Genomic DNA, 19,422 nt, shown 5'->3' with positions numbered 1-19,422 from the left:
ACCCTAAGTTCCCTTTAGAATCCTGAGTTTCGGCTCAGGATTTTTTTATTTTATTTGGGTTCAAAATCCAGTGGTAACATATCTCCAAACCTCTTTTTTGAAATTTCACCCGAAAAATCAATTTGATCAATGTGAGTATGATTTCCGAATGCATCAACATAAAATTCTGCCGTTTTAAAGATAATTTTCGATTGTTCTTTATTGTTATACAACGTGTTGAAACTTCTGTAGAATTTTTGAGTTGTCAACGAATTAGTAGTGATGTGTTTTCCTTTTACTTTAATCAATTTCATGTTATTCTCATCCAAAATTTCAAAGTGCAAATCGGCATCGGTGGCAAAACTTCCATCAAACAAGACAAATTCTTTCTTTCCCCATTTCTTTTCGATTAAATTTTTAAAAAAATGCTTGGGCGAGCCAAGATAAGCAGATGTTCTGTTCTTGTTGAACGATTTTCCTAAATCTTCAATTTCTTTAAAAAAGGAAGTAACAGCAAAGTAACTGCCTCTCAAATAATCATTTGACAATGTTCTTTTATTATATGCAACATAAAAATCGATTAAATCAACTTCAATGATGTATCCTAAATAATTATTTTTAACTCTTATCTTTTCATCGGCAAACGCAGCTAATTTGAATTCTTTTGAAGTGTATGAAAACTGAATTGCATCTTCATTAAGAATAACGCAATTTTTTCCACCTTTGGTTCTTCCTAAAAATTGTTCTCTAAAAACGGTCAACATTTCCTTTCGGGAAAACTGAATGGGTTCTAAAACAACTTCTTTTAAAACAATTGAACTTGGTTTTAGTTGAATGTTTATTGGCGATTGAATTGTATTTAAGTAAATTGACTCATAACCTATATAACTGATAACTAAGGTTGAGTTGGGTAAAGATTGCAGTTTTAACTCAAAAAAGCCATTGGTATCTGTGGTGGTTCCAATAGTTGTTCCGTCAAAATAAATAGAAACACCATAAAGAGGAGAATTATTTTCATCAACAATTTTTCCGTTGATTGTTTGAGCCTTTATTTGACTAAACCAAAAAAACATCATTAATGTCATCAATTTTACTTTCATAACTTAAATTCGTTCGTTTTTGAATAATGGATGTGGCTTTCGTTTTGTTCGTTTATTTACTTGAAGAATTGAAAAGATATATGGTAATGTAAAGATTAACACAAAAACAACAATCATTTCATTTGAAGTCAACCAAAAATGTGTCACCGTTGCCAAATATACCGGAGTGTTATTTTCGTTTAAAAGAATTTTAACTTTATCATTTACATAAAAACCGGTAGTAAATGCCCAAGAAGAATTCGTTATTTCAAGTTTTTGATTTTTGTGATAATATTCTAATGTTGGAATCATAACAAATTTGAAACTTGTGGGATAACGCGTCCCATTTTGTCCCTTTTTATAGTTTGCTAGGATTTCTTTTTTTACAGAAATCACCGTCGCTTCCACCTTTTTATGTGAAAGATAAATAATTGATTTGTATGAAAAAAACAAAATCAATACTCCAGACATAGTAGGTAAAAATATTCTGAGCATAGTAAAAAAAACCTCAAGAATTCTTGAGGTTAAAATGTGTTTTATTCGTTATGTAAAAACGCTTGCCTATTCAAAAGTGTTTCTTCACTTTCCACATGATTATCGTCGGGTACGCAACAATCTACCGGACAAACCGCAGCACATTGAGGTTCTTCATGAAAGCCTTTGCATTCGGTACATTTTCCGGGAACGATGTAATAAATATCATCTGAAATTGGGGTTTGAGCCGCTTCGGCATCAATTTCGGTTCCATCGGGCAAAATAACTTTTCCGCTCAATTTGGTTCCGTCTTTGTATCGCCAATCGTCTGCTCCTTCGTATATTGCCGTGTTTGGACATTCCGGTTCACAAGCTCCGCAATTGATACATTCGTCTGTTATAATGATTGCCATTTTTTCTTTAATTAAAATTTAAAGATAAGAAATACTATTAACTTTCAATAATTGACTTTTGCCAACTTTCTATTTCTTATTTTTGTGCAAAATTACAATCAAAAGACGTTATAAACAAGTATCAAATGTTACAAAAAAATAAAATTTTGAGTTTTATTGAACTAGGAAAGTTTTTGGCTCAATTTTCAGTGGATAATTCCCAGCTAAATCATGAGGTTCAACACAATGACCGCTTTTTTGATTCATTTGAAACATTGATGGCTTTGTCGCAATCACATAACGGTTGGTTTATAAAAGAACAGGTTTATTTTGCTGTGAATTCGTGGTCAAAAGCGTTGACTGATATAAATTTATCTAAATGGATTTCTAACTATGATTTTTCTAAAGTTCAGCCCAAAACCATTGGTTTAATTTTGGCAGGAAATATTCCACTTGTTGGATTTCATGATTTTTTATCGGTGTTGATTTCAGGTCATAAAGTTTTGGTGAAAACTTCTTCCAACGATCAACATCTAATTAAATTTTTAGCCAATTATTTGATTGCTGTAGATGAAAGTTTGGAAGAAAGAATAACTTTTACAGATGGAAAATTAGAAAATTTTGATGCTGTAATTGCCACCGGAAGCAACAACACTGCTCGTTATTTTGAATATTATTTTAAGGACAAACCTTCAATCATTCGTAAAAACAGAAATTCAGTTGCCATTTTAAATGGAAATGAATCCCACGAAGATTTAGTAAATTTAGGTGAAGATATTTTTCGCTATTTTGGTTTAGGATGCAGAAATGTCTCCAAACTTTTTGTTCCAAAAGGATATAATTTTGACGCTTTTTTTCAAGCTATTTTTGAATACCAAGACGTAATTCATTATGAGAAATATTCAAACAATTACGATTACAACAAAGCTGTTTTTTTGATGAGTAATTTCAAATTATTGGACAACGGATTTTTAACTTTAAAAGAAGATTCAAGCTACTCCTCTCCTATTTCCTCTGTTTTTTATGAATATTATGAATCTTTATCTGATTTGAAAAATCGTTTAAAAAATGATGAAGATCAAATTCAGTGCATCGTTTCCAATGGTTTAACGGAGAACAGCATCGCATTCGGACAAACACAAAAACCACAACTTTGGGATTATGCTGATAATGTTGACACGTTGGAATTTTTGATTTCGGTTTAGAATTTTTCTTATATTTGTAAGAAACAACATCAATCATGATTAGAAAACTACTTTTGTCGGTCTTTGTTGTATTTAGTGTCGGATTATTTGCTCAAACGAATTTAAGTGGATTCTATCCAAGTGAAAATGTTTCCGGATTGCGATTTGGAACTGAAACAGCAATGCATGACAATACTATTGTTGTGGCAAGTGAATCTTCTATTTTACCAACAACTATCGGGATGGTCTACGTATTTTCGCAAGAAAATCAAACAATAACACAAGAAAATGTTTTTTATCCGGACGATGCAGAATCTACCGATCAATATGGCAAATCGATTTCAGTAAATGAAGATTTTATTGTGGTTGGATCACCAATGCACGATGAAGGTTTAATAGATGCCGGGGCAGTATACATTTATAGAAAAGTAAATAATGAATGGAGCTTTTTTCAAAAAATAACCGCGAATGATGCTACATCAGATAAACAATTTGGAGCTTTTTTAAAAATTCAAGGAAATTCAATGTTCATCGCTGCTACAAATGATGTGAATCTGGACGGAATTGGAGCTGTTTATGTTTATACATTTAATGAAACAGAATGGATTTTTAGTCAAAAATTAACTGTTCCTAACACTGTCCATTTAGGAGAGAAAATTGAAATTGAAGATAATTTGTTAGTTATATCAGAACGAGTAAATTTTCAAATCAGCAAATACCATACTTTTATTTTCAACACAAATTGGAATTATAGTGATTCTACAGAGGAATTTGGTCATTTAGAAGAAAACAGTAAAGATTTTTCGCTTGAAAATCAACAATTATATATTACTACTTTAGCAATGACTACTGAATTTACTAATCGTTTATATATATTAAATAGAGTAAATAATTCTTGGGAACAAGAAACCATTTTAACAATGGATTTTCAAGATTTTCAAATCGGAAAAGTAGAAGTTTCGGGAGAGAATATGCTAATTGGATATGAATCTTATACTTTACAAATGAGTCGAAAGTTCCCTGTTTTTTATTATAAAAAAGTTGAGAACGAATGGCAAATGCAAACCTATTTTTTTGGAGAAGGACAAGCCGGAATGGATGATCGATTAGGTAATAGTATTTCCTTACAAGGTTCAAATTTAGTAATGGGAGCTTATACAGAAGGACCTATTAGCAACGGAAAAGCTTATGCTTTTAATCTGGAAAACTTAAGCTCTACTTCATTTGAAAAAAGCCAAATTTCTATTTTTCCTAATCCAACCGCTTCAACAATTACTTTTCAAAATAATTCATTAAATCAACCAAAAAACTACGAGCTTTTTTCATTAACTGGAAAATTACTTCAATCTTCCTCTTTGGATAATAATACTATTTCATTAGAAAATTTTCAAGCAGGACTTTATTTCTTAAAAATTAGTTTTGATAACGGATTATTTGAAACCCATAAAATTATTAAAAAATAGTATTTTAACTTTTCAACTACAACGTTTTTGTTAATAACCTATAATAAAAACCGCTTTCAAAAATCGGTCTTTTCACTATGAATTTCAGAAATTTGCAATTCAATTTTTTGAAATCAAACTTCCATAATGAAAAAACATAACTATAGTGCAGGACCTTGCATTTTACCACCAGAGGTATTTGAAAAATCTGCTCAAGCCATTTTAAATTTTAATAATTCAGGTTTATCGATATTAGAAATTTCACACCGTAGCAAAGATTTCGTTGCTGTAATGGATGAAGCAAGAGCTTTAGCTTTGGAACTTTTAGGATTAGAAGGAAAAGGTTATCAAGCTTTGTTTTTACACGGCGGAGCAAGTTTAGAATTTTTAATGATTCCGTACAATTTGATGAAAGTAAACGGAAAAGCAGCTTATTTAGATACCGGAACTTGGGCAAATTCTGCCATCAAAGAAGCTAAACATTTTGGTGAAACTGTAGTTGTAGCTTCTTCAAAAGGTGAAAATTACAATCATATTCCAAAGGGTTATACCGTTCCATCGGATGCTGATTATTTTCACTGTACATCTAATAACACCATTTTTGGAACACAAATAAAAGAATTTCCAAACCTTGAAATTCCAATGGTTTGTGATATGAGTTCTGATATTTTTTCTCGCACATTAGATTTTTCAAAATTTGATTTAATTTATGCCGGAGCTCAAAAAAATATGGGACCAGCGGGTACAACTTTAGTAGTTGTTAAAGAAGAAATCTTAGGAAAATCTGGAAGAACTATCCCAAATATGCTAGATTATGTTCAACATATTGAAAAGGAAAGTATGTATAACACACCGGCCGTTTTTCCGGTTTATGCATCGCTTTTAACCCTACAATGGTTGAAAAATTTAGGCGGAATTGCCACAATAGAAAAAGTAAATGAAGCGAAAGCAAATTTATTATATACAGAGATTGACCGAAATCCATTATTCAAAGGAACTGCCGTTGCCGAATTTAGAAGCAATATGAATGCAACATTTTTATTGAATGACGAAGCACACGCTCCTGCTTTTGATAAACTCTGGAAAGATGCCGGAATTTCAGGATTACCTGGTCATCGTTCAGTTGGCGGATACAGAGCTTCGATGTATAATGCTATGCCATTGGAAAGCGTTCAGGTTTTGGTGGATGTAATGAGAGAGTTGGAAGTTAGGAGTTAGGAGTTTTTGAAAGCGAATATTACACCAAACAAATCCATTTTCATCCTTCTAGCGAAGCTTAAAATCAGATTAAATCTATTTCATCCATAGAATCCGTGTTCCATTAATCAAGGAATAAATTGTAGATAAATAAAAAAATATTAATTTGAGAACGAGATTGTTTCGTTCCTCGCAATGACAAAAAAATGAAAGTACTAGCCAACGACGGAATTTCTCCAAGCGGAATTAAAGCCCTAGAAAAAGGAGGGTTTGAAGTAATTACAACCAAAGTTGCCCAAGAACAAGTGGCAAATTTTATTAATGCAAATCAAGTAAGCGTAATTTTAGTACGAAGTGCAACTAAAGTTAGAAAAGATATCATCGATAATTGTCCGAGTCTAAAAATCATCGGTCGCGGTGGTGTGGGTATGGATAATATTGATGTTACGTATGCTCGCGAAAAAGGAATTCATGTCATCAATACTCCGGCATCTTCCTCAGAATCGGTAGCCGAATTAGTTTTTGCTCATTTGTTTTCGGGTGTTCGTTTTCTGCATGATGCCAATAGAAATATGCCATTGGAAGGCGATACCAATTTTGAAGGTTTGAAAAAAGCCTACGCAAACGGAATTGAATTACGTGGAAAAACCCTTGGAATCATCGGTTTCGGTAGAATTGGTCAAGCAGTGGCAAAAATGGCTCTTGGTTTAGGAATGAAAGTAATTGCTTCCGATAAATATGTTGGCGAAGCCGTAATTCGTGTAGATTTTTATAATGATCAGTTTATTAATGTTGATATTGTAACCGAGCCGATTGAAGATTTACTTAGACATTCAGACTTTGTGACTTTACACGTGCCGGCTCAAGATGGCTACGTAATTGGTCGTGAAGAGTTTAACATTATGAAAGATAATGTTGGAATTGTTAACGCAGCTCGTGGTGGTGTAATTGATGAAGTTGCGTTAGTAGAAGCATTAGACGAGGGTAAAGTACTTTTTGCTGGTTTGGATGTTTTTGAAAACGAACCAACTCCGGAAATACAAATATTAATGCATCCGAAAATTTCGCTAACTCCACACATAGGTGCGGCTACTTTAGAAGCTCAAGACAGAATTGGAACAGAATTGGCAGAACAAATTATTAGCCTGTTGAAAACAGAAAAATAATATTGATTTATAAAAAGTTATGAATTTATTCTCTAACTTCGTATAAATAACTTTAAAAGCCAACAATATGTTAGATCAATTAACACAATTAGTACAACAATTCGGAGAGCAAGCAGTAGTGAAAAATAATGCGGTTCCAAACGAGTTGAATGATAGCGTAATGAAAGAAACCGAAAGTTCTTTACTTTCAGGATTGCAAAAAATGGCCTCCGAAGGAAAACTCGAGCAGTTGGCCGGACTTTTTCAAGGTAATAATGCAGGTTCAACCTCAAATCCCGTGGTTAAACAACTTATTGAACAAGTTTCAGGAAATTTAGGACAAAAAGTTGGTTTAGATAGTACTGCTGCCAATGGTGTAGCTGCGAGTATGATACCGCAAATATTAGGTTCATTAATTGGTAAAGCAAAAGATCCAAACGTAAAAGGTTTTGATGTTTCAGATTTAGTAAGTGCTATTTCTGGAGGTTCTGGAAATTCCAATTTAATGGATATGGTAACTAAATACGGTGGTCAGTTTGGATTAGATCAAAATAACGATGGAAAAGTAGATATGCAAGATGCGATGGCAGCCGCCACAAAAAAAGGCGGTCTTGGCGGATTGCTAGGTAAATTTTTCGGGAAATAAATTTTAAAATATAGATTTAATAACCACTTCTTTAGGAGTGGTTTTTTTGTTAAATAAACTTAATTGAGTATATAAATCATTGAATTTTTGTACTTTTATAATATGAAAAACGGAGTTGTTATATTCTTCTTATGTTATATAATTTATGCCTGTTCAGGTAATAAACCAAATTCTATTAGTACCGAAAATGAAATTGCATCTACTGCTTCTGATACAGTAAGAATTGCTAATGACGAACTGGAATATGAAATTATCATCATTGAACCTGGTTTTAATTTTTGGTTAGCCAGCAGAGCAATGCCTCGAAACTATTATTCACAAAGCTATCTTGAAGCACGGAATCAATTTTGGGTTACAGAATACAACAATCGTGTTCTACAACCAATGAGGTTTGATCAAAATTTATATCAAATGCAGATTGATTACCGAAGTGGTATTGACTACGGTTACGAAGTAAATTATATGCTCTTTAATTATTTGGTCTATTTTCAACAAACTTATAAACAGCAACTTGGCGGATTTGCTGCTAGAATTTAATGTAAACCTCATGATGCAAAAATTTGTTTATATTATCGTTTCCTTTCTGCTCGGTATATTTTTTGTCATTTTAGGAGCACTATTCAAAATAACACATTTTTCTAATGGTAATTTATTTTTGTTATTAGGAATGCTATTTAAATCTTTAGCTTTAATTTTGTTGATTATAAAAATCGTTAAGAATCCCAAAAAAGAAAAGATTTAATATTCTGGTTACTTTGAAAATCTACCACAATCTATGAAAAAATTAAAAGCCCGCTGGGGTGTTACGTCAAACTTTCAACTCGTTATTATTTTTATTGTTTTTGCAATTACCGGTTCGGTTTCTGCCTATTTATCGAAACCTTTTACAAATTATATTGGTCTTACAAGTGAAAATTTAGGCTGGTTTTATTTACCCTTTCGATTAATTGCTATTTTTCCAATTTATCAGATTTTACTCGTTTTGTTTGGTTTTCTTTTCGGGCAATTTGAATTCTTTTGGGCATTCGAAAAGAAAATGCTTCGCAGTATGAAATTAGGCTTTATTGCTAATTGGTTTGAAAAAAAGGCTACTGCAAAATAAAAAACTGCAATGATTAGATTGCAGTTCTGTTGATTTTTATTTCTTTTTTATCAGATAGGTATAAATCCAAGTTATGGTGAAAGTTGGAATAAAGTCTAGTCCCGGCATTAATTCTTCAACAAAAACTATAAAACCTCCGACAGTTCCTACTGTTCCTTTATACATTCTCATCAAAATTATACCGGCAATTGGAGCCCAAATAACATCGGATATTGCTCCAAAAAATGGAACTAAATAAGATAGCATTCCAATCCCGTCAAAAATGAGACTTAAAACTAAATCTCTCGATTTGGTATCTTTAACTGTTTGAACAGCAACTTCTTTTGTCATAATTTAAAATTAAATAATCTACAATTATAACGACAAAATTGATGCCAAATTATTTTTCCTTCTTCATTAAATTAAAAAAGTCATTTCTATTCTCTTTTTCAGAAAAAATTCCGCCATATTGAATGGTTGAAGTATAACTAGAACTGTCTTTTATTCCGCGACTTGACACGCACAAATGTTCGGCTTCCACCACAACTATCACATCTTCTGTATTTAAAACGGATTTTAATTCGTTAAAAATTTGCATAATCATTCGCTCTTGTACCTGTGGTCGTCTGGCAAAATAATCAACAATTCGATTTAATTTGGATAAACCAATCACTTTTCCATTCGAAACATAACCAATATGAGCTTTCCCGATTATTGGCAAAAAATGATGTTCGCAAGTTGAATTGAAACTGATGTTTGCTTCAACCAGCATTTTGTCATAATGATAACTGTTTTCAAAAACGGAAATTTTCGGTTTATTTGCAGGATTTAAACCGCTAAAAATTTCTTGAATAAACATTTTTGCCACTCGATGCGGAGTTCCACGTAAACTATCATCGGTCATATCCAAACCCATTTCTTCCATAATACTATGAAAGTGTTTTTCAATGGTTGCCATTTTCTCAGCATCCGATTTATTAAATGCATCCGGTCTCAAAGGTGTTTCTGCCGAAGTCATCTGATGTTCATCACCCAAAAGTTCAAATAATTCTTTTTCAATGTGGTTATTCATAGCGTTTGTTTTTTTGAGATTCTTATTAACTTTTGCGTAATTAATTTTTCAATTTATCTTTAAAATTCTTTTTCAATTTATCAATTTTAGGTGTAATGACATAACTGCAGTACGATTGAGTTTTGTTTAAATTGTAATAATTCTGATGATAATCTTCCGCTTCATAAAAAACAGAAGCCGCTGAAACTCTCGTCACAATTGGATCTTTAAACGTTTTTTCATTTGTCATCAATTTAATATAATCTTCAGTCAATTGTTTTTGGTTGTCATTATAGTAAAACACTTCGCTACGGTATTGTGTTCCTACATCATTTCCTTGACGATTTAATGTTGTTGGATCGTGTGTAGCAAAATAAATTTCCAATAATTCTCCAAATGAAACAATTTTTGGGTCAAAAGTGATTTGAATTGCTTCTGCGTGACCGGTCATTCCTGTTCCGATATCTTTATAAGTTGGATTTTTTGTTGTTCCGCCTATGTAGCCTGAAACTACTTTTTTAACGCCTTCAATTTCTAAAAAAACTGCCTCTGTACACCAAAAACATCCACCGGCAAAAGTGGCTAGTTCTAATCCGTTTTCTACATTCATTTTTACTGGTTGTTTATTTTCTAAAAAAGCACTTTTTCTTTCTTGCGATTGACATGAGAAATTTGAAAAGGCTAACACTATTAAAATTAATTTTTTCATTACTTATTTTTGTTTAACAAATATACCACAATATTAAACAAAACTACATCTTTAACGTAATTTTATTATTTATACTACGATAAATAGAACTGATACGGTTTCAAAATCTTTAAAATCTTTGTTACTTTGTAAAAATAGTTTCAGATGATACAAGTAAAAGGAATTCATAAATATTTTGACCAATTACACGTTTTAAAAGGTGTAGATCTCTCTATTAAAAAAGGAGAAGTTGTTTCTATTGTAGGTGCATCTGGTGCCGGAAAAACCACGCTTCTTCAAATTTTAGGAACTTTAGAAAAACCTTCAAAAGAAAACGGAACTTCCTTAGTAATTGATGGTGAATCGGTTTTAGATATGAATGACAAGCAATTATCGAAATTTAGAAACCAAAAATTGGGATTTATATTTCAATTTCATCAATTGTTACCTGAATTCACAGCGTTAGAAAATGTATGCATTCCGGCTTTTATTTCAGGGAAATCAAAATCTGAAGCTGAAGAAGAAGCGGTTAAACTACTTAATTATCTTGGCTTATCACATCGAATGGATCACAAACCTGCTGAACTCTCCGGTGGAGAACAACAACGTGTGGCAGTTGCCAGAGCTTTAATCAATAAACCGGCTGTGATTTTTGCAGATGAACCTTCAGGGAATTTAGATACCACTTCTGCCGAAAATTTACACGAATTATTTTTTAAATTACGAGATGAATTCGGACAAACGTTTGTAATTGTTACGCACAATGAAACCTTAGCGAACATGGCCGACAGAAAATTAATCATGAAAGATGGTTTATTTGATCAAAATTCAGGTTGGATTGATTTTTCATCCTTACCAAATGCAACTGTTTAATGAATCAAGCGGAATTAAAAGAATTTCTGGACGAAAAAGTTCAATTGTACAACCATCCAAAATTTATTGAAAGTGATCCAATTCAAATTCCACATCTTTATACCTTAAAAGAAGATATTGAAATTGCAGGATTCTTGGCCGCCACCATTTCGTGGGGAAATCGCAAAATGATCATCAATAATAGTCAAAACTTAATGGCTAAATTAGGTAATTCACCCTACGATTTTGTAATGAATCATAACGAAAATGATTTAGAGAGATTGAATGATTTTGTCCATCGCACTTTTAATGGAACAGATTGTGTTTCCTTTATCAAAGCATTAAAAAACATTTATCAAAATCACGATGGATTGGAATCTGTTTTCAGTAAAGATATACAAAGCAACACCTTACAACAAAATATTTCAAATTTTAAATCTGTATTTTTTGAAATTGAACATCAATATCGTACACAAAAACATGTTTCAGATCCAATGAATAATTCCGCCGCTAAACGAATTAATATGTTTTTACGATGGATGGTGAGAAAAGATAATGTAGGAGTTGATTTAGGCATTTGGAACTCCATTTCTCCCTCTCAACTTTCGTGTCCGCTTGACGTTCATTCCGGAAATGTAGCTCGAAAATTAGGTTTGCTTACGCGAAAACAAAACGACGCAAAAGCACTTTTTGAGTTAGATTCCAACTTACAAAATTTAGACAAAAGTGATCCTGTAAAATATGATTTTGCTCTATTTGGATTAGGTGTTTTTGAAGGATTTTAGTCCGATTTAGGCATTGATTTAAAATTCCGTACCTTTGCAAAAATTATCTTTTTTATGTCTACTTTTCTGGATTTTGATTTACCTAAATCATTGCAAAAAGCAATTGATGAATTAGGTTTTACCACCCCAACTCCTATTCAAATTAAATCGATGCCGGTTATTTTATCCGGTCGCGATATGATGGGAATTGCTCAAACCGGAACCGGAAAGACTTTTGCTTACTTATTACCGATTTTAAAACATTGGAAATTTCAAAATACCCACACACCACGGGTTTTGATTTTAGTTCCAACACGTGAATTAGTCGTTCAAGTTGCCGAAGAAGTCGTAAAATTGACCCAATATATGTCCGTTCGAACATTAGGTGTTTATGGAGGTGTAAACATTAACACTCAAAAAACAGCGGTTTATCAAGGTGTTGATATTTTAGTGGGAACACCGGGACGAGTGATGGATTTGGCTTTGGACAACGTTATTCGTTTTGATGAAATTCAGAAATTAGTGATTGATGAATTTGATGAAATGCTAAACTTAGGTTTCCGTTTTCAGGTTACTTCCATACTAACGATGTTAAAATCAAAAAGACAAAACATCCTTTTCTCAGCTACAATGACGGATGAAGTGGATGATATGTTGGATGAATATTTTGACTTTCCTGTCGAAGTTTCGTTGGCTCCATCGGGAACGCCTTTAGAAAAAATTACGCAAATTGGTTATAAAGTGCCAAATTTTCTAACCAAATTAAATTTACTAAAAGAACTTTTACACTCCGATGAAAGTATGTCGCGATTGCTGATTTTCATCAACAATAAAAAAACAGCTGATTTAGTTTCTGTAGCTTTGGAAGAAGAATTTCCGGATCAGTTTGGTTTGATTCATTCGAATAAATCGCAAAATTATCGTTTGAATACGATGGCTTCGTTTCAAGCAGGAGAAATCAGAGGAATTGTAACTACTGATGTAATGGCTCGTGGTTTGGATATTTCTGATATCACCCACGTTGTCAATATGGAATTTCCTGAAGTTCCTGAACAATATGTACACAGAATTGGTCGAACCGGTCGTGCCGATAAAACCGGTGTCGCAGTGAGTTTTGTGAGTCCGAGAGAAGAAGAAATTCAAATTGAAGCCGAAATTTTAATGGAAAAGGAAATTGAGTTTTTACCACTTCCTAACATCGAAATCGAAGAAAAAGTACTTGAATTCGAAAAAGAAAAGAGAAAAATGAAAGTGCTTTTGAAACGTCCAAAGAAAGAAGGTGGCGAAGCATTTCACGATAAAAAAGATAAAAATAAAAAGGTAAATCTTGGTGGTCCCGGAAAAAGAACGCCAAGAAAAACCGAATCGAGAAATCGAGGTGTGGAACGAAAAAGAGATGAGAAAAGAAAGAAAAAATAAATGTTTTTCTTCTCCCAAGCTTTCGCTTTTGCTTAACACTTTTGATTTGTGCTATTAAAATATAAAAGCTATCTTTGACAAACTTTCAATTAATGCAGTTTAAACATCCTGAAATTCTGTATTTCCTTTTTTTATTGGTGTTGCCAATTTTAGTCCATTTATTTCAACTCAGACGATTTAAAAAGGAATATTTCACTAATGTAAAATTCCTGAAAGAACTTTCCATACAAACCAGAAAAAGCTCTCAACTCAAAAAATGGTTGTTGTTATTAACACGATTGTTACTTTTAACAGCGTTGATTTTTGCATTTGCCCAACCCTTTTTTAAAGCCAAAGACAGTAAAGGAGTTACCAACGAATTATATCTTGTTTTAGACAATTCGTTTAGCATGCAAGCCAAAGGAAAACAAGGTGAATTATTGAAAAGAGCTGTTCAGGAATTATTAGAAAATACACCTGAAAGCACAACTTTTTCTCTCCTTACCAATGATGATGTATATTGGAATACAGACATCAAATCGATTCAAAAAGAATTGATGAATTTGGATTACAGTGCCACAAATTTTCAATTGGATCAGAGTTTAACGAAAATTAAATCCAGAAAGACTCCTTTTAATAAAGATGTTGTGGTGATTACTGATGCGATAAATCTTCAAGCAAATCAGTTAAAACCAATTGATGAAACGATTAATCCCATCTTTATCCTACCCAAATCGGAACAAAAAAATAATGTGTCGGTTGATAGTGTTTATCTTCAACAAACGTTAGATAATTTTTATGAAATTGGTGTAAAATTAAAAGCATACGGAAAGTCGGAACAAGAAATTCCTGTTGCCATTTACAATCAAAAACAACTGATTGCCAAAACACAAGTAAAATTGGATCAAACAGAAAAAGAACTTTTTTTCACTATTCCAAAAGCTGATTTCAACGGTTATGTTTTTATTGACGAACCTGGGTTGAGTTATGACAATTATTACTATTTCAGTATTTCTAAACCTGAAAAAGCTTCAATTTTAGCCATTGGTAATGCGGATAAAAATCAATTTCTGACGAAAATTTATACTGAGAATGAATTTGTCTTTTCGCAATTTGAATTAAAATCGTTGGATTATAATTTATTGGAAAAACAAGATGCTATTATTCTCAATGAAATAAAAGAAATTCCGCAAGCTCTTCAAACCACATTAAAAGCTTTTTATGATAAAGGAGGAAATATTATTTTTATTCCGTCAGAAGAAAATAATGCATTGAATATAAACAGTTTGCTTAGAAATTTTGGAACATTTTCTGTGGATGAATTACTTAAAAAAGAAGCACAAATTACTACCATTTCATTTTCTCATCCACTTTATAATGGTGTTTTTGAAAAGAAAGTTGCGAATTTTCAATATCCAAATACTAAAACAAATTTCACTTTAAAAAGTGCTTATCCTTCTATTTTGACGTATGAAGATCAAAGTCCGTTTTTAACAGCAGTTTCCAATTCGTTGGGTTCATTTTATGTTTTTTCGGCACCAATTAACAAGGGAAATTCTAACTTTAAAAATTCTCCTTTAATTGTTCCGACGTTTTATAATATGGCTTTTCAAAGTGCGAAAACGGGAATCAATGCCCTGACAGTTGGCACTTCTTCTCCCATAACAATTGACCAACTTTTGGCAAAAGATGAAATTATTTCTGTGGTTTCGGTAACTGATGAAAAAAGCGAAAAATTTATTCCGCAACAACAAATTCTGAACAATAAAGTAAAACTTACTTTTTCGGAAAGTCCAAGTCAATCCGGAAATTTCAATGCTTTAAAAGATAATACAATCATAAAAAATATAAGTTTTAATTATTCCCTAACCGAAAGTGATTTAGGCTTGGATAATTCAAATTTATTAGAATCTTACGAAAACGGTAATTCAATTGAATCTGTTTTTGATGCTTTGCAAACCAACCGAACAGATAACACAATTTGGAAATGGTTTGTGATACTTACATTATTATTTGTGGTACTGGAAATACTCATTCAAAAATTTGTGAAATGAATTTAATCATCCGAAATGCAACCATAATCGATCCAAACGGTGTGCATCACAACCAAAAAACCGACCTGAAAATTGTGGGCAAAAACATTGAAAAAATTGGTTTAAACTTACCCTCGGAAAAAGACTTTGAAGAAATTAGTTTAGAAAATCTACATATATCCAAAGGATGGTTTGATAGCTCAGTTTCTCTTGGCGAACCTGGTTTTGAAGACCGTGAAACCATTGCCAACGGATTATCGGTGGCGACAAAAAGCGGTTTTACAACTATTGCTTTGCAACCCAACTCGTTTCCGGTGATTGATAATCAGTCGCAAGTTCGATTTGTAAAGGAAAAAGCCAGAGATAACGCAGTAAATTTATTTCCAATTGGAGCGTTAACCAAAGGTTCGGAAGGAAATGATTTGGCTGAATTATTCGATATGAAAAATGCCGGAGCAGTTGCTTTTGGCGATTACGGGAAAAATATAACCAATGCTAATTTACTAAAAATAGGATTGCAATATGTGCAAGATTTTGATGGATTAGTGATTGCTTTTTCGCAAGATGAAAAAATAAAAGGAAATGGTGTGGCTCACGAAGGTGCTGTTTCCACTCGATTAGGATTAAAAGGAATCCCAACTTTAGCAGAAGAATTAGTGATTGCCCGAAACTTATTTTTATTAGAATACACCGGTGGAAAGTTACATATTCCAACGATTTCTACTGCAAAATCAGTGAAATTAATCAAAGACGCAAAAGCAAAAGGTTTACACGTTTCGTGCAGTGTAGCGGTTCATCATTTGGTTTTAACAGATGAAAAATTAAGTGAATTTGACACACGTTTGAAAGTGAGTCCACCCTTGCGAGATGAAAAAACCAGAAAAGCATTAGTGCAAGGTGTTTTAGACGGAACGATTGATATGATTACTTCCGACCATAATCCGATTGACATTGAGCATAAAAAAATGGAATTTGATTTGGCCAAAAACGGAACCATTGGCTTAGAAAGTGCTTTTGGAGCTTTATTAAATGTACTTCCCTTGGATGTGATTATTTCTAAATTATCAAATGGAAAAGGAACTTTTGGTATCGAAAATTCTTCAATAACAGAAGGTTCAACTGCAGATTTAACTTTTTTTAATCCTACATCAGAATGGACTTTTACGAAAGAAAATATTCTTTCAAAATCAAAAAATTCAGCCTTTTTAGGCGAAAAAATGATTGGAAAAGTATACGGAATTTATAATAATGGTAAATTAGTTTTAGGATAATGGAACAAAATAAAAATGCTGCAATTGTAGCTTACTTAACGATTATTGGATCTGTAATCGCAATTTTTATGAATAGTGAAAACAAAAGTTCATTCGCTAGTTTTCACATCAGACAAGCATTGGGAATCTTTTTGACCTTTTTTGCTTTAGGATATCCTATCGGTTATTTTGATAGTTGGATGATATCCTCGGCTTTTTACATTTTCTTTTTTATTTTATGGATTTTTGGATTCATGGGAGCATTGAATAATGAAGAGAAAAAAGTTCCTTTGTTGGGTGATTTTTACCAAAATATATTTAAAAGCCTATAATTATGTCGTTACAGTATTTAATTCGAGAGCCAAAAACAATTCAAGAAAAAAATCCCTTATTACTTTTATTGCACGGTTATGGCAGTAATAAAGAAGATTTATTTTCATTTGCATCAGAACTTCCGGAGGAATATTATGTGATTTCGGTACAAGCTCCGCATGATTTAATGTACGGAAGCTATGCTTGGTATGCTATCAATTTTGATGCAGACGACACTAAGTTTTCCGATATAAATCAAGCCAAACAATCGAGAGATTTAATCGTTGATTTTATAGATGAATTGGTTGCAAAATATCCAATTGATAAGGAGAAAATCACCTTAATCGGATTCAGTCAAGGAGCTATTTTGAGTTATGCTATCGCCCTATCCTATCCGGAAAAAGTTTCAAAAATTGTTGCGATGAGTGGTTATTTGAATACCGACATGGCGAAAGAGAATTTTGAGCAAAATGACTTCTCAAACTTAAAAATATTTGCTTCACATGGAACTGTTGATCAGGTAATTCCGGTGGATTGGGCAAGAAAAACAAGTCCGGTTTTAGAAAAATTAGGAATTAAATTTGTGTATAAAGAATATCCCGTTGGTCACGGAGTTGCTCCACAAAATTTTTATGATTTTAGGAATTGGTTGGAAGAAAATAAGTAAATTAATCCTCGTTTTTATCGCTTCCGGTGATTTTTGGTCCAACACCTCCATCGCCGGCAAATAAAATATCTTCTCCTTTTTTAAGTACAAATCCTTTCCACGGAATGAGCTGCCATTCGTCAAATTTCCAAGGTTGGCCTTCTTCGGGACGAATAAGAATTACTGATTTCACTTGATTAGGAAGAAATATTTCTGCTTCGTTTCCTCCATTCTCACCAAAAACAATGTAGGCATTTTTTGTTTCATCCTCATTATTTTGATTATCCTGAGGATATAAAGTGATTGCCGATTCATAGATTTTTATACATTCTTTATTCAATGTTGACCAAAAATAACCAGCTCCATCCAAACAACCATTTTCATCTTTGTCGATGCTGGTAATTGTGTCTAACAACGTTTGCTTTTTAAGCAATTCAGGTTCTACATCCTGATCAAATTTTTTGCAGGAAACAAAACTCAAAACCAATACAGCTAAAAGCAAACAATTTTTCATAGGAAAAAAATTAAGGACTTAAATATACAAAAGTTTACTGTTTTGGATACAATGTTGACTGAATAATTTTAAAATCTAATGATTCATCTTCTTCAATGAAATACTGCAACAATACTTCACCCCAAAGATCTCCGTTACTGAAATCGGCAATAATCCAACGATGGTTTAATACTTCAATTTTATTAATGATAAATTTTCTATCATCAATTTTACCAAAATCAACCAACGGATTTCCTTCCGGATTATCGTTTAATTCCATTAAATTGGCTTCAATTTTCGGAATTAATTTTTCAATAGAATAATCTTCTAAATAATTTTGAGCATTGTCATTATTTCGAAGCGTAAAATAATTTGCATCAAAAATCTGATTATTAAGTGTTTGAATTGTGTCATTCATCTTAGTCTTCAAATTTTCAAATCGTTCTGCTTCAAATTTTACTTTTTTACTATAATACATAAAAGTAAAAACTGTCATTAAAACACTGACAATGAACAAATAGAGAAATAATGATTTTTTCATTTTATTAAATTGAAATTTCTAAGTTATCGTATGCTAAATAAACGTTTTTTGGCAATTTTTGTTGTACTTCTTGATGAAATCCCAACAGATGACTAATGTGCGTCAAATAACTTTTTTTCGGATTGACCAAAGCTATGAAATTTAATGCTTCTTCCAAATTAAAATGTGTGCTGTGAGGTTCTTCACGTAAGGCATTGACAACCAATACATCTAAATTTTTCAGTTTTTCAAGTTCACTTTTTGCAATGGTTTTTACATCCGTTAAATAAGCAAAATTATCAATGCGATATCCAAATACCTGAAGGTTTCCATGCATCACCTCAATTGGAATAATTTTTTTTTGAGCGATTGAAAAATTTTGATTTGGAATTACTTCATGAACTGCTACAGAAGGAGCTCCAGGATATCTATCTTCCGTTTCAAAAATATAATCAAAACGTTTTTTCAAATTTTGAATTACTCTTTGATGAGCATAAATTGGAATATCACCTTGCTTGAAAAAAAATGGTCTGATGTCGTCTAATCCAGCAGTATGATCGGCGTGTTCGTGCGTAAAAAGAATAGCATCTAACTTCGTGCAACCGGAAGTTAACATCTGTTGTCTGAAATCAGGTCCGCAATCAATCACAAATGAATAGTCTTTGTCATAAATCCATACCGAAACTCGCAAACGTTTGTCTTTAGAATCAGAACTTTTGCAAACAGAATGATTACTCCCGATTACAGGAATTCCTTGTGATGTGCCCGTGCCTAAAAAATAAACCTTCAAGACGTT

The 19,422-nt window shown here is 32.4% G+C and carries 24 protein-coding genes; 15 read left to right on the top strand and 9 right to left on the bottom strand.

Features of this window, described 5'->3' with window-relative positions:
- Positions 1 to 50 precede the first annotated feature (50 nt).
- Genes B4N66_RS12875 through B4N66_RS12865 form a run of 3 tightly spaced genes read right to left on the bottom strand, consistent with a single transcriptional unit; the run spans position 51 to position 1,945 of the window.
- A complete protein-coding gene (locus B4N66_RS12875) occupies positions 51 to 1,079 on the bottom strand; it encodes a carboxypeptidase-like regulatory domain-containing protein (RefSeq protein ID WP_291095247.1) in 1,029 nt (342 codons plus the stop codon).
- Positions 1,080 to 1,082: 3 nt separating this feature from the next.
- A complete protein-coding gene (locus B4N66_RS12870; protein WP_291095246.1) occupies positions 1,083 to 1,553 on the bottom strand; it encodes a hypothetical protein in 471 nt (156 codons plus the stop codon).
- Between the two features lie 41 nt (positions 1,554 to 1,594).
- Positions 1,595 to 1,945, bottom strand: coding sequence for a 4Fe-4S dicluster domain-containing protein (locus B4N66_RS12865; RefSeq protein ID WP_248433628.1), 351 nt, complete (start codon positions 1,943 to 1,945; stop codon positions 1,595 to 1,597).
- A 125-nt stretch (positions 1,946 to 2,070) separates the two neighbouring features.
- Here B4N66_RS12865 and B4N66_RS12860 point away from each other — a divergent pair, with 125 nt between their 5' ends.
- The 8 genes from B4N66_RS12860 to B4N66_RS12830 all read left to right on the top strand — a co-directional run bounded on the left by B4N66_RS12860 (position 2,071) and on the right by B4N66_RS12830 (position 8,640).
- Positions 2,071 to 3,129 carry an acyl-CoA reductase gene (locus B4N66_RS12860; protein WP_291095245.1) on the top strand — a complete coding sequence of 353 codons (1,059 nt, stop codon included), beginning with the start codon at positions 2,071 to 2,073 and terminating at the stop codon, positions 3,127 to 3,129.
- Positions 3,130 to 3,164: 35 nt separating this feature from the next.
- Positions 3,165 to 4,571, top strand: a complete 1,407-nt coding sequence (locus B4N66_RS12855) for a T9SS type A sorting domain-containing protein (RefSeq protein ID WP_291095244.1) — start codon at positions 3,165 to 3,167, stop codon at positions 4,569 to 4,571.
- Positions 4,572 to 4,697: 126 nt separating this feature from the next.
- Entirely contained in the window at positions 4,698 to 5,768 is a 1,071-nt protein-coding gene (serC, locus tag B4N66_RS12850; protein ID WP_291095243.1) for a 3-phosphoserine/phosphohydroxythreonine transaminase, read from the top strand.
- A gap of 185 nt (positions 5,769 to 5,953) precedes the next feature.
- Entirely contained in the window at positions 5,954 to 6,913 is a 960-nt protein-coding gene (locus tag B4N66_RS12845; protein WP_291095242.1) for a D-2-hydroxyacid dehydrogenase, read from the top strand.
- Positions 6,914 to 6,980: 67 nt separating this feature from the next.
- Positions 6,981 to 7,538 carry a hypothetical protein gene (locus B4N66_RS12840; RefSeq protein WP_291095241.1) on the top strand — a complete coding sequence of 186 codons (558 nt, stop codon included), beginning with the start codon at positions 6,981 to 6,983 and terminating at the stop codon, positions 7,536 to 7,538.
- 102 nt (positions 7,539 to 7,640) lie between these two features.
- The gene (locus B4N66_RS12835; RefSeq protein ID WP_291095240.1) at positions 7,641 to 8,075 is read left to right on the top strand and encodes a DUF6146 family protein; all 435 of its coding nucleotides are present in this window, start codon (positions 7,641 to 7,643) and stop codon (positions 8,073 to 8,075) included.
- Between the two features lie 10 nt (positions 8,076 to 8,085).
- Positions 8,086 to 8,280 (top strand): GldL-related protein, encoded by a 195-nt coding sequence (locus tag B4N66_RS16395; protein WP_414654150.1) that lies wholly within the window; start codon positions 8,086 to 8,088, stop codon positions 8,278 to 8,280.
- Positions 8,281 to 8,313: 33 nt separating this feature from the next.
- Positions 8,314 to 8,640, top strand: a complete 327-nt coding sequence (locus B4N66_RS12830; protein ID WP_291095239.1) for a DUF6787 family protein — start codon at positions 8,314 to 8,316, stop codon at positions 8,638 to 8,640.
- A 36-nt stretch (positions 8,641 to 8,676) separates the two neighbouring features.
- On the opposite strand, the gene B4N66_RS12825 is transcribed toward B4N66_RS12830, so the two are convergent.
- From B4N66_RS12825 to msrA, 3 genes are read right to left on the bottom strand one after another with little or no spacing between them, the layout of a single operon-like run.
- Positions 8,677 to 8,970 (bottom strand): hypothetical protein, encoded by a 294-nt coding sequence (locus B4N66_RS12825; RefSeq protein ID WP_291095238.1) that lies wholly within the window; start codon positions 8,968 to 8,970, stop codon positions 8,677 to 8,679.
- A gap of 49 nt (positions 8,971 to 9,019) precedes the next feature.
- Complete coding sequence (folE, locus tag B4N66_RS12820; RefSeq protein WP_291095237.1) at positions 9,020 to 9,691, bottom strand: GTP cyclohydrolase I FolE; 672 nt, start codon at positions 9,689 to 9,691, stop codon at positions 9,020 to 9,022.
- Positions 9,692 to 9,731: 40 nt separating this feature from the next.
- The gene (gene msrA, locus B4N66_RS12815) at positions 9,732 to 10,379 is read right to left on the bottom strand and encodes a peptide-methionine (S)-S-oxide reductase MsrA (protein WP_414654148.1); all 648 of its coding nucleotides are present in this window, start codon (positions 10,377 to 10,379) and stop codon (positions 9,732 to 9,734) included.
- Between the two features lie 144 nt (positions 10,380 to 10,523).
- Between msrA and B4N66_RS12810 the strand changes: the two genes are divergently transcribed.
- The 7 genes from B4N66_RS12810 (at position 10,524) to B4N66_RS12780 (ending at position 17,634) form a co-directional block, all read left to right on the top strand.
- Positions 10,524 to 11,231: an ABC transporter ATP-binding protein gene (locus tag B4N66_RS12810; RefSeq protein ID WP_291095236.1), complete on the top strand. Its 708-nt coding sequence runs from the start codon at positions 10,524 to 10,526 to the stop codon at positions 11,229 to 11,231.
- Entirely contained in the window at positions 11,231 to 11,995 is a 765-nt protein-coding gene (locus tag B4N66_RS12805) for a TIGR02757 family protein (RefSeq protein WP_291095235.1), read from the top strand. The genes B4N66_RS12810 and B4N66_RS12805 overlap by 1 nt, the downstream gene beginning before the upstream one ends.
- Positions 11,996 to 12,049: 54 nt before the next feature.
- A complete protein-coding gene (locus B4N66_RS12800; RefSeq protein WP_291095234.1) occupies positions 12,050 to 13,393 on the top strand; it encodes a DEAD/DEAH box helicase in 1,344 nt (447 codons plus the stop codon).
- 92 nt (positions 13,394 to 13,485) lie between these two features.
- Complete coding sequence (locus B4N66_RS12795; RefSeq protein WP_291095233.1) at positions 13,486 to 15,426, top strand: vWA domain-containing protein; 1,941 nt, start codon at positions 13,486 to 13,488, stop codon at positions 15,424 to 15,426.
- Positions 15,423 to 16,676, top strand: coding sequence for a dihydroorotase (locus B4N66_RS12790; RefSeq protein ID WP_291095232.1), 1,254 nt, complete (start codon positions 15,423 to 15,425; stop codon positions 16,674 to 16,676). Before B4N66_RS12795 ends, B4N66_RS12790 begins: the two co-directional genes overlap by 4 nt.
- Positions 16,676 to 16,987: a DUF4870 domain-containing protein gene (locus tag B4N66_RS12785; protein ID WP_291095231.1), complete on the top strand. Its 312-nt coding sequence runs from the start codon at positions 16,676 to 16,678 to the stop codon at positions 16,985 to 16,987. The genes B4N66_RS12790 and B4N66_RS12785 overlap by 1 nt, the downstream gene beginning before the upstream one ends.
- A 2-nt stretch (positions 16,988 to 16,989) precedes the next feature.
- On the top strand, positions 16,990 to 17,634 hold the full coding sequence (locus tag B4N66_RS12780; protein ID WP_291095230.1) for an alpha/beta hydrolase: 645 nt from the start codon (positions 16,990 to 16,992) through the stop codon (positions 17,632 to 17,634).
- Between the two features lies 1 nt (position 17,635).
- On the opposite strand, the gene B4N66_RS12775 is transcribed toward B4N66_RS12780, so the two are convergent.
- The 3 genes from B4N66_RS12775 to B4N66_RS12765 are packed head-to-tail and all read right to left on the bottom strand — an operon-like array spanning position 17,636 to position 19,416.
- Positions 17,636 to 18,127 carry a hypothetical protein gene (locus B4N66_RS12775; protein WP_291095229.1) on the bottom strand — a complete coding sequence of 164 codons (492 nt, stop codon included), beginning with the start codon at positions 18,125 to 18,127 and terminating at the stop codon, positions 17,636 to 17,638.
- Positions 18,128 to 18,161: 34 nt separating this feature from the next.
- Positions 18,162 to 18,647 (bottom strand): hypothetical protein, encoded by a 486-nt coding sequence (locus B4N66_RS12770; protein WP_291095228.1) that lies wholly within the window; start codon positions 18,645 to 18,647, stop codon positions 18,162 to 18,164.
- Between the two features lie 4 nt (positions 18,648 to 18,651).
- Positions 18,652 to 19,416, bottom strand: coding sequence for an MBL fold metallo-hydrolase (locus B4N66_RS12765; RefSeq protein ID WP_291095227.1), 765 nt, complete (start codon positions 19,414 to 19,416; stop codon positions 18,652 to 18,654).
- Between the last annotated feature and the right edge of the window lie 6 nt (positions 19,417 to 19,422).

It is taken from the genome of Flavobacterium sp. UBA2787 (assembly GCA_002352205.1).
GTDB lineage: Bacteria > Bacteroidota > Bacteroidia > Flavobacteriales > Flavobacteriaceae > Flavobacterium.
The sequence above is the reverse complement of the archived record's forward strand: the minus strand, read 5'-3'. Positions and strand labels throughout refer to the sequence as shown.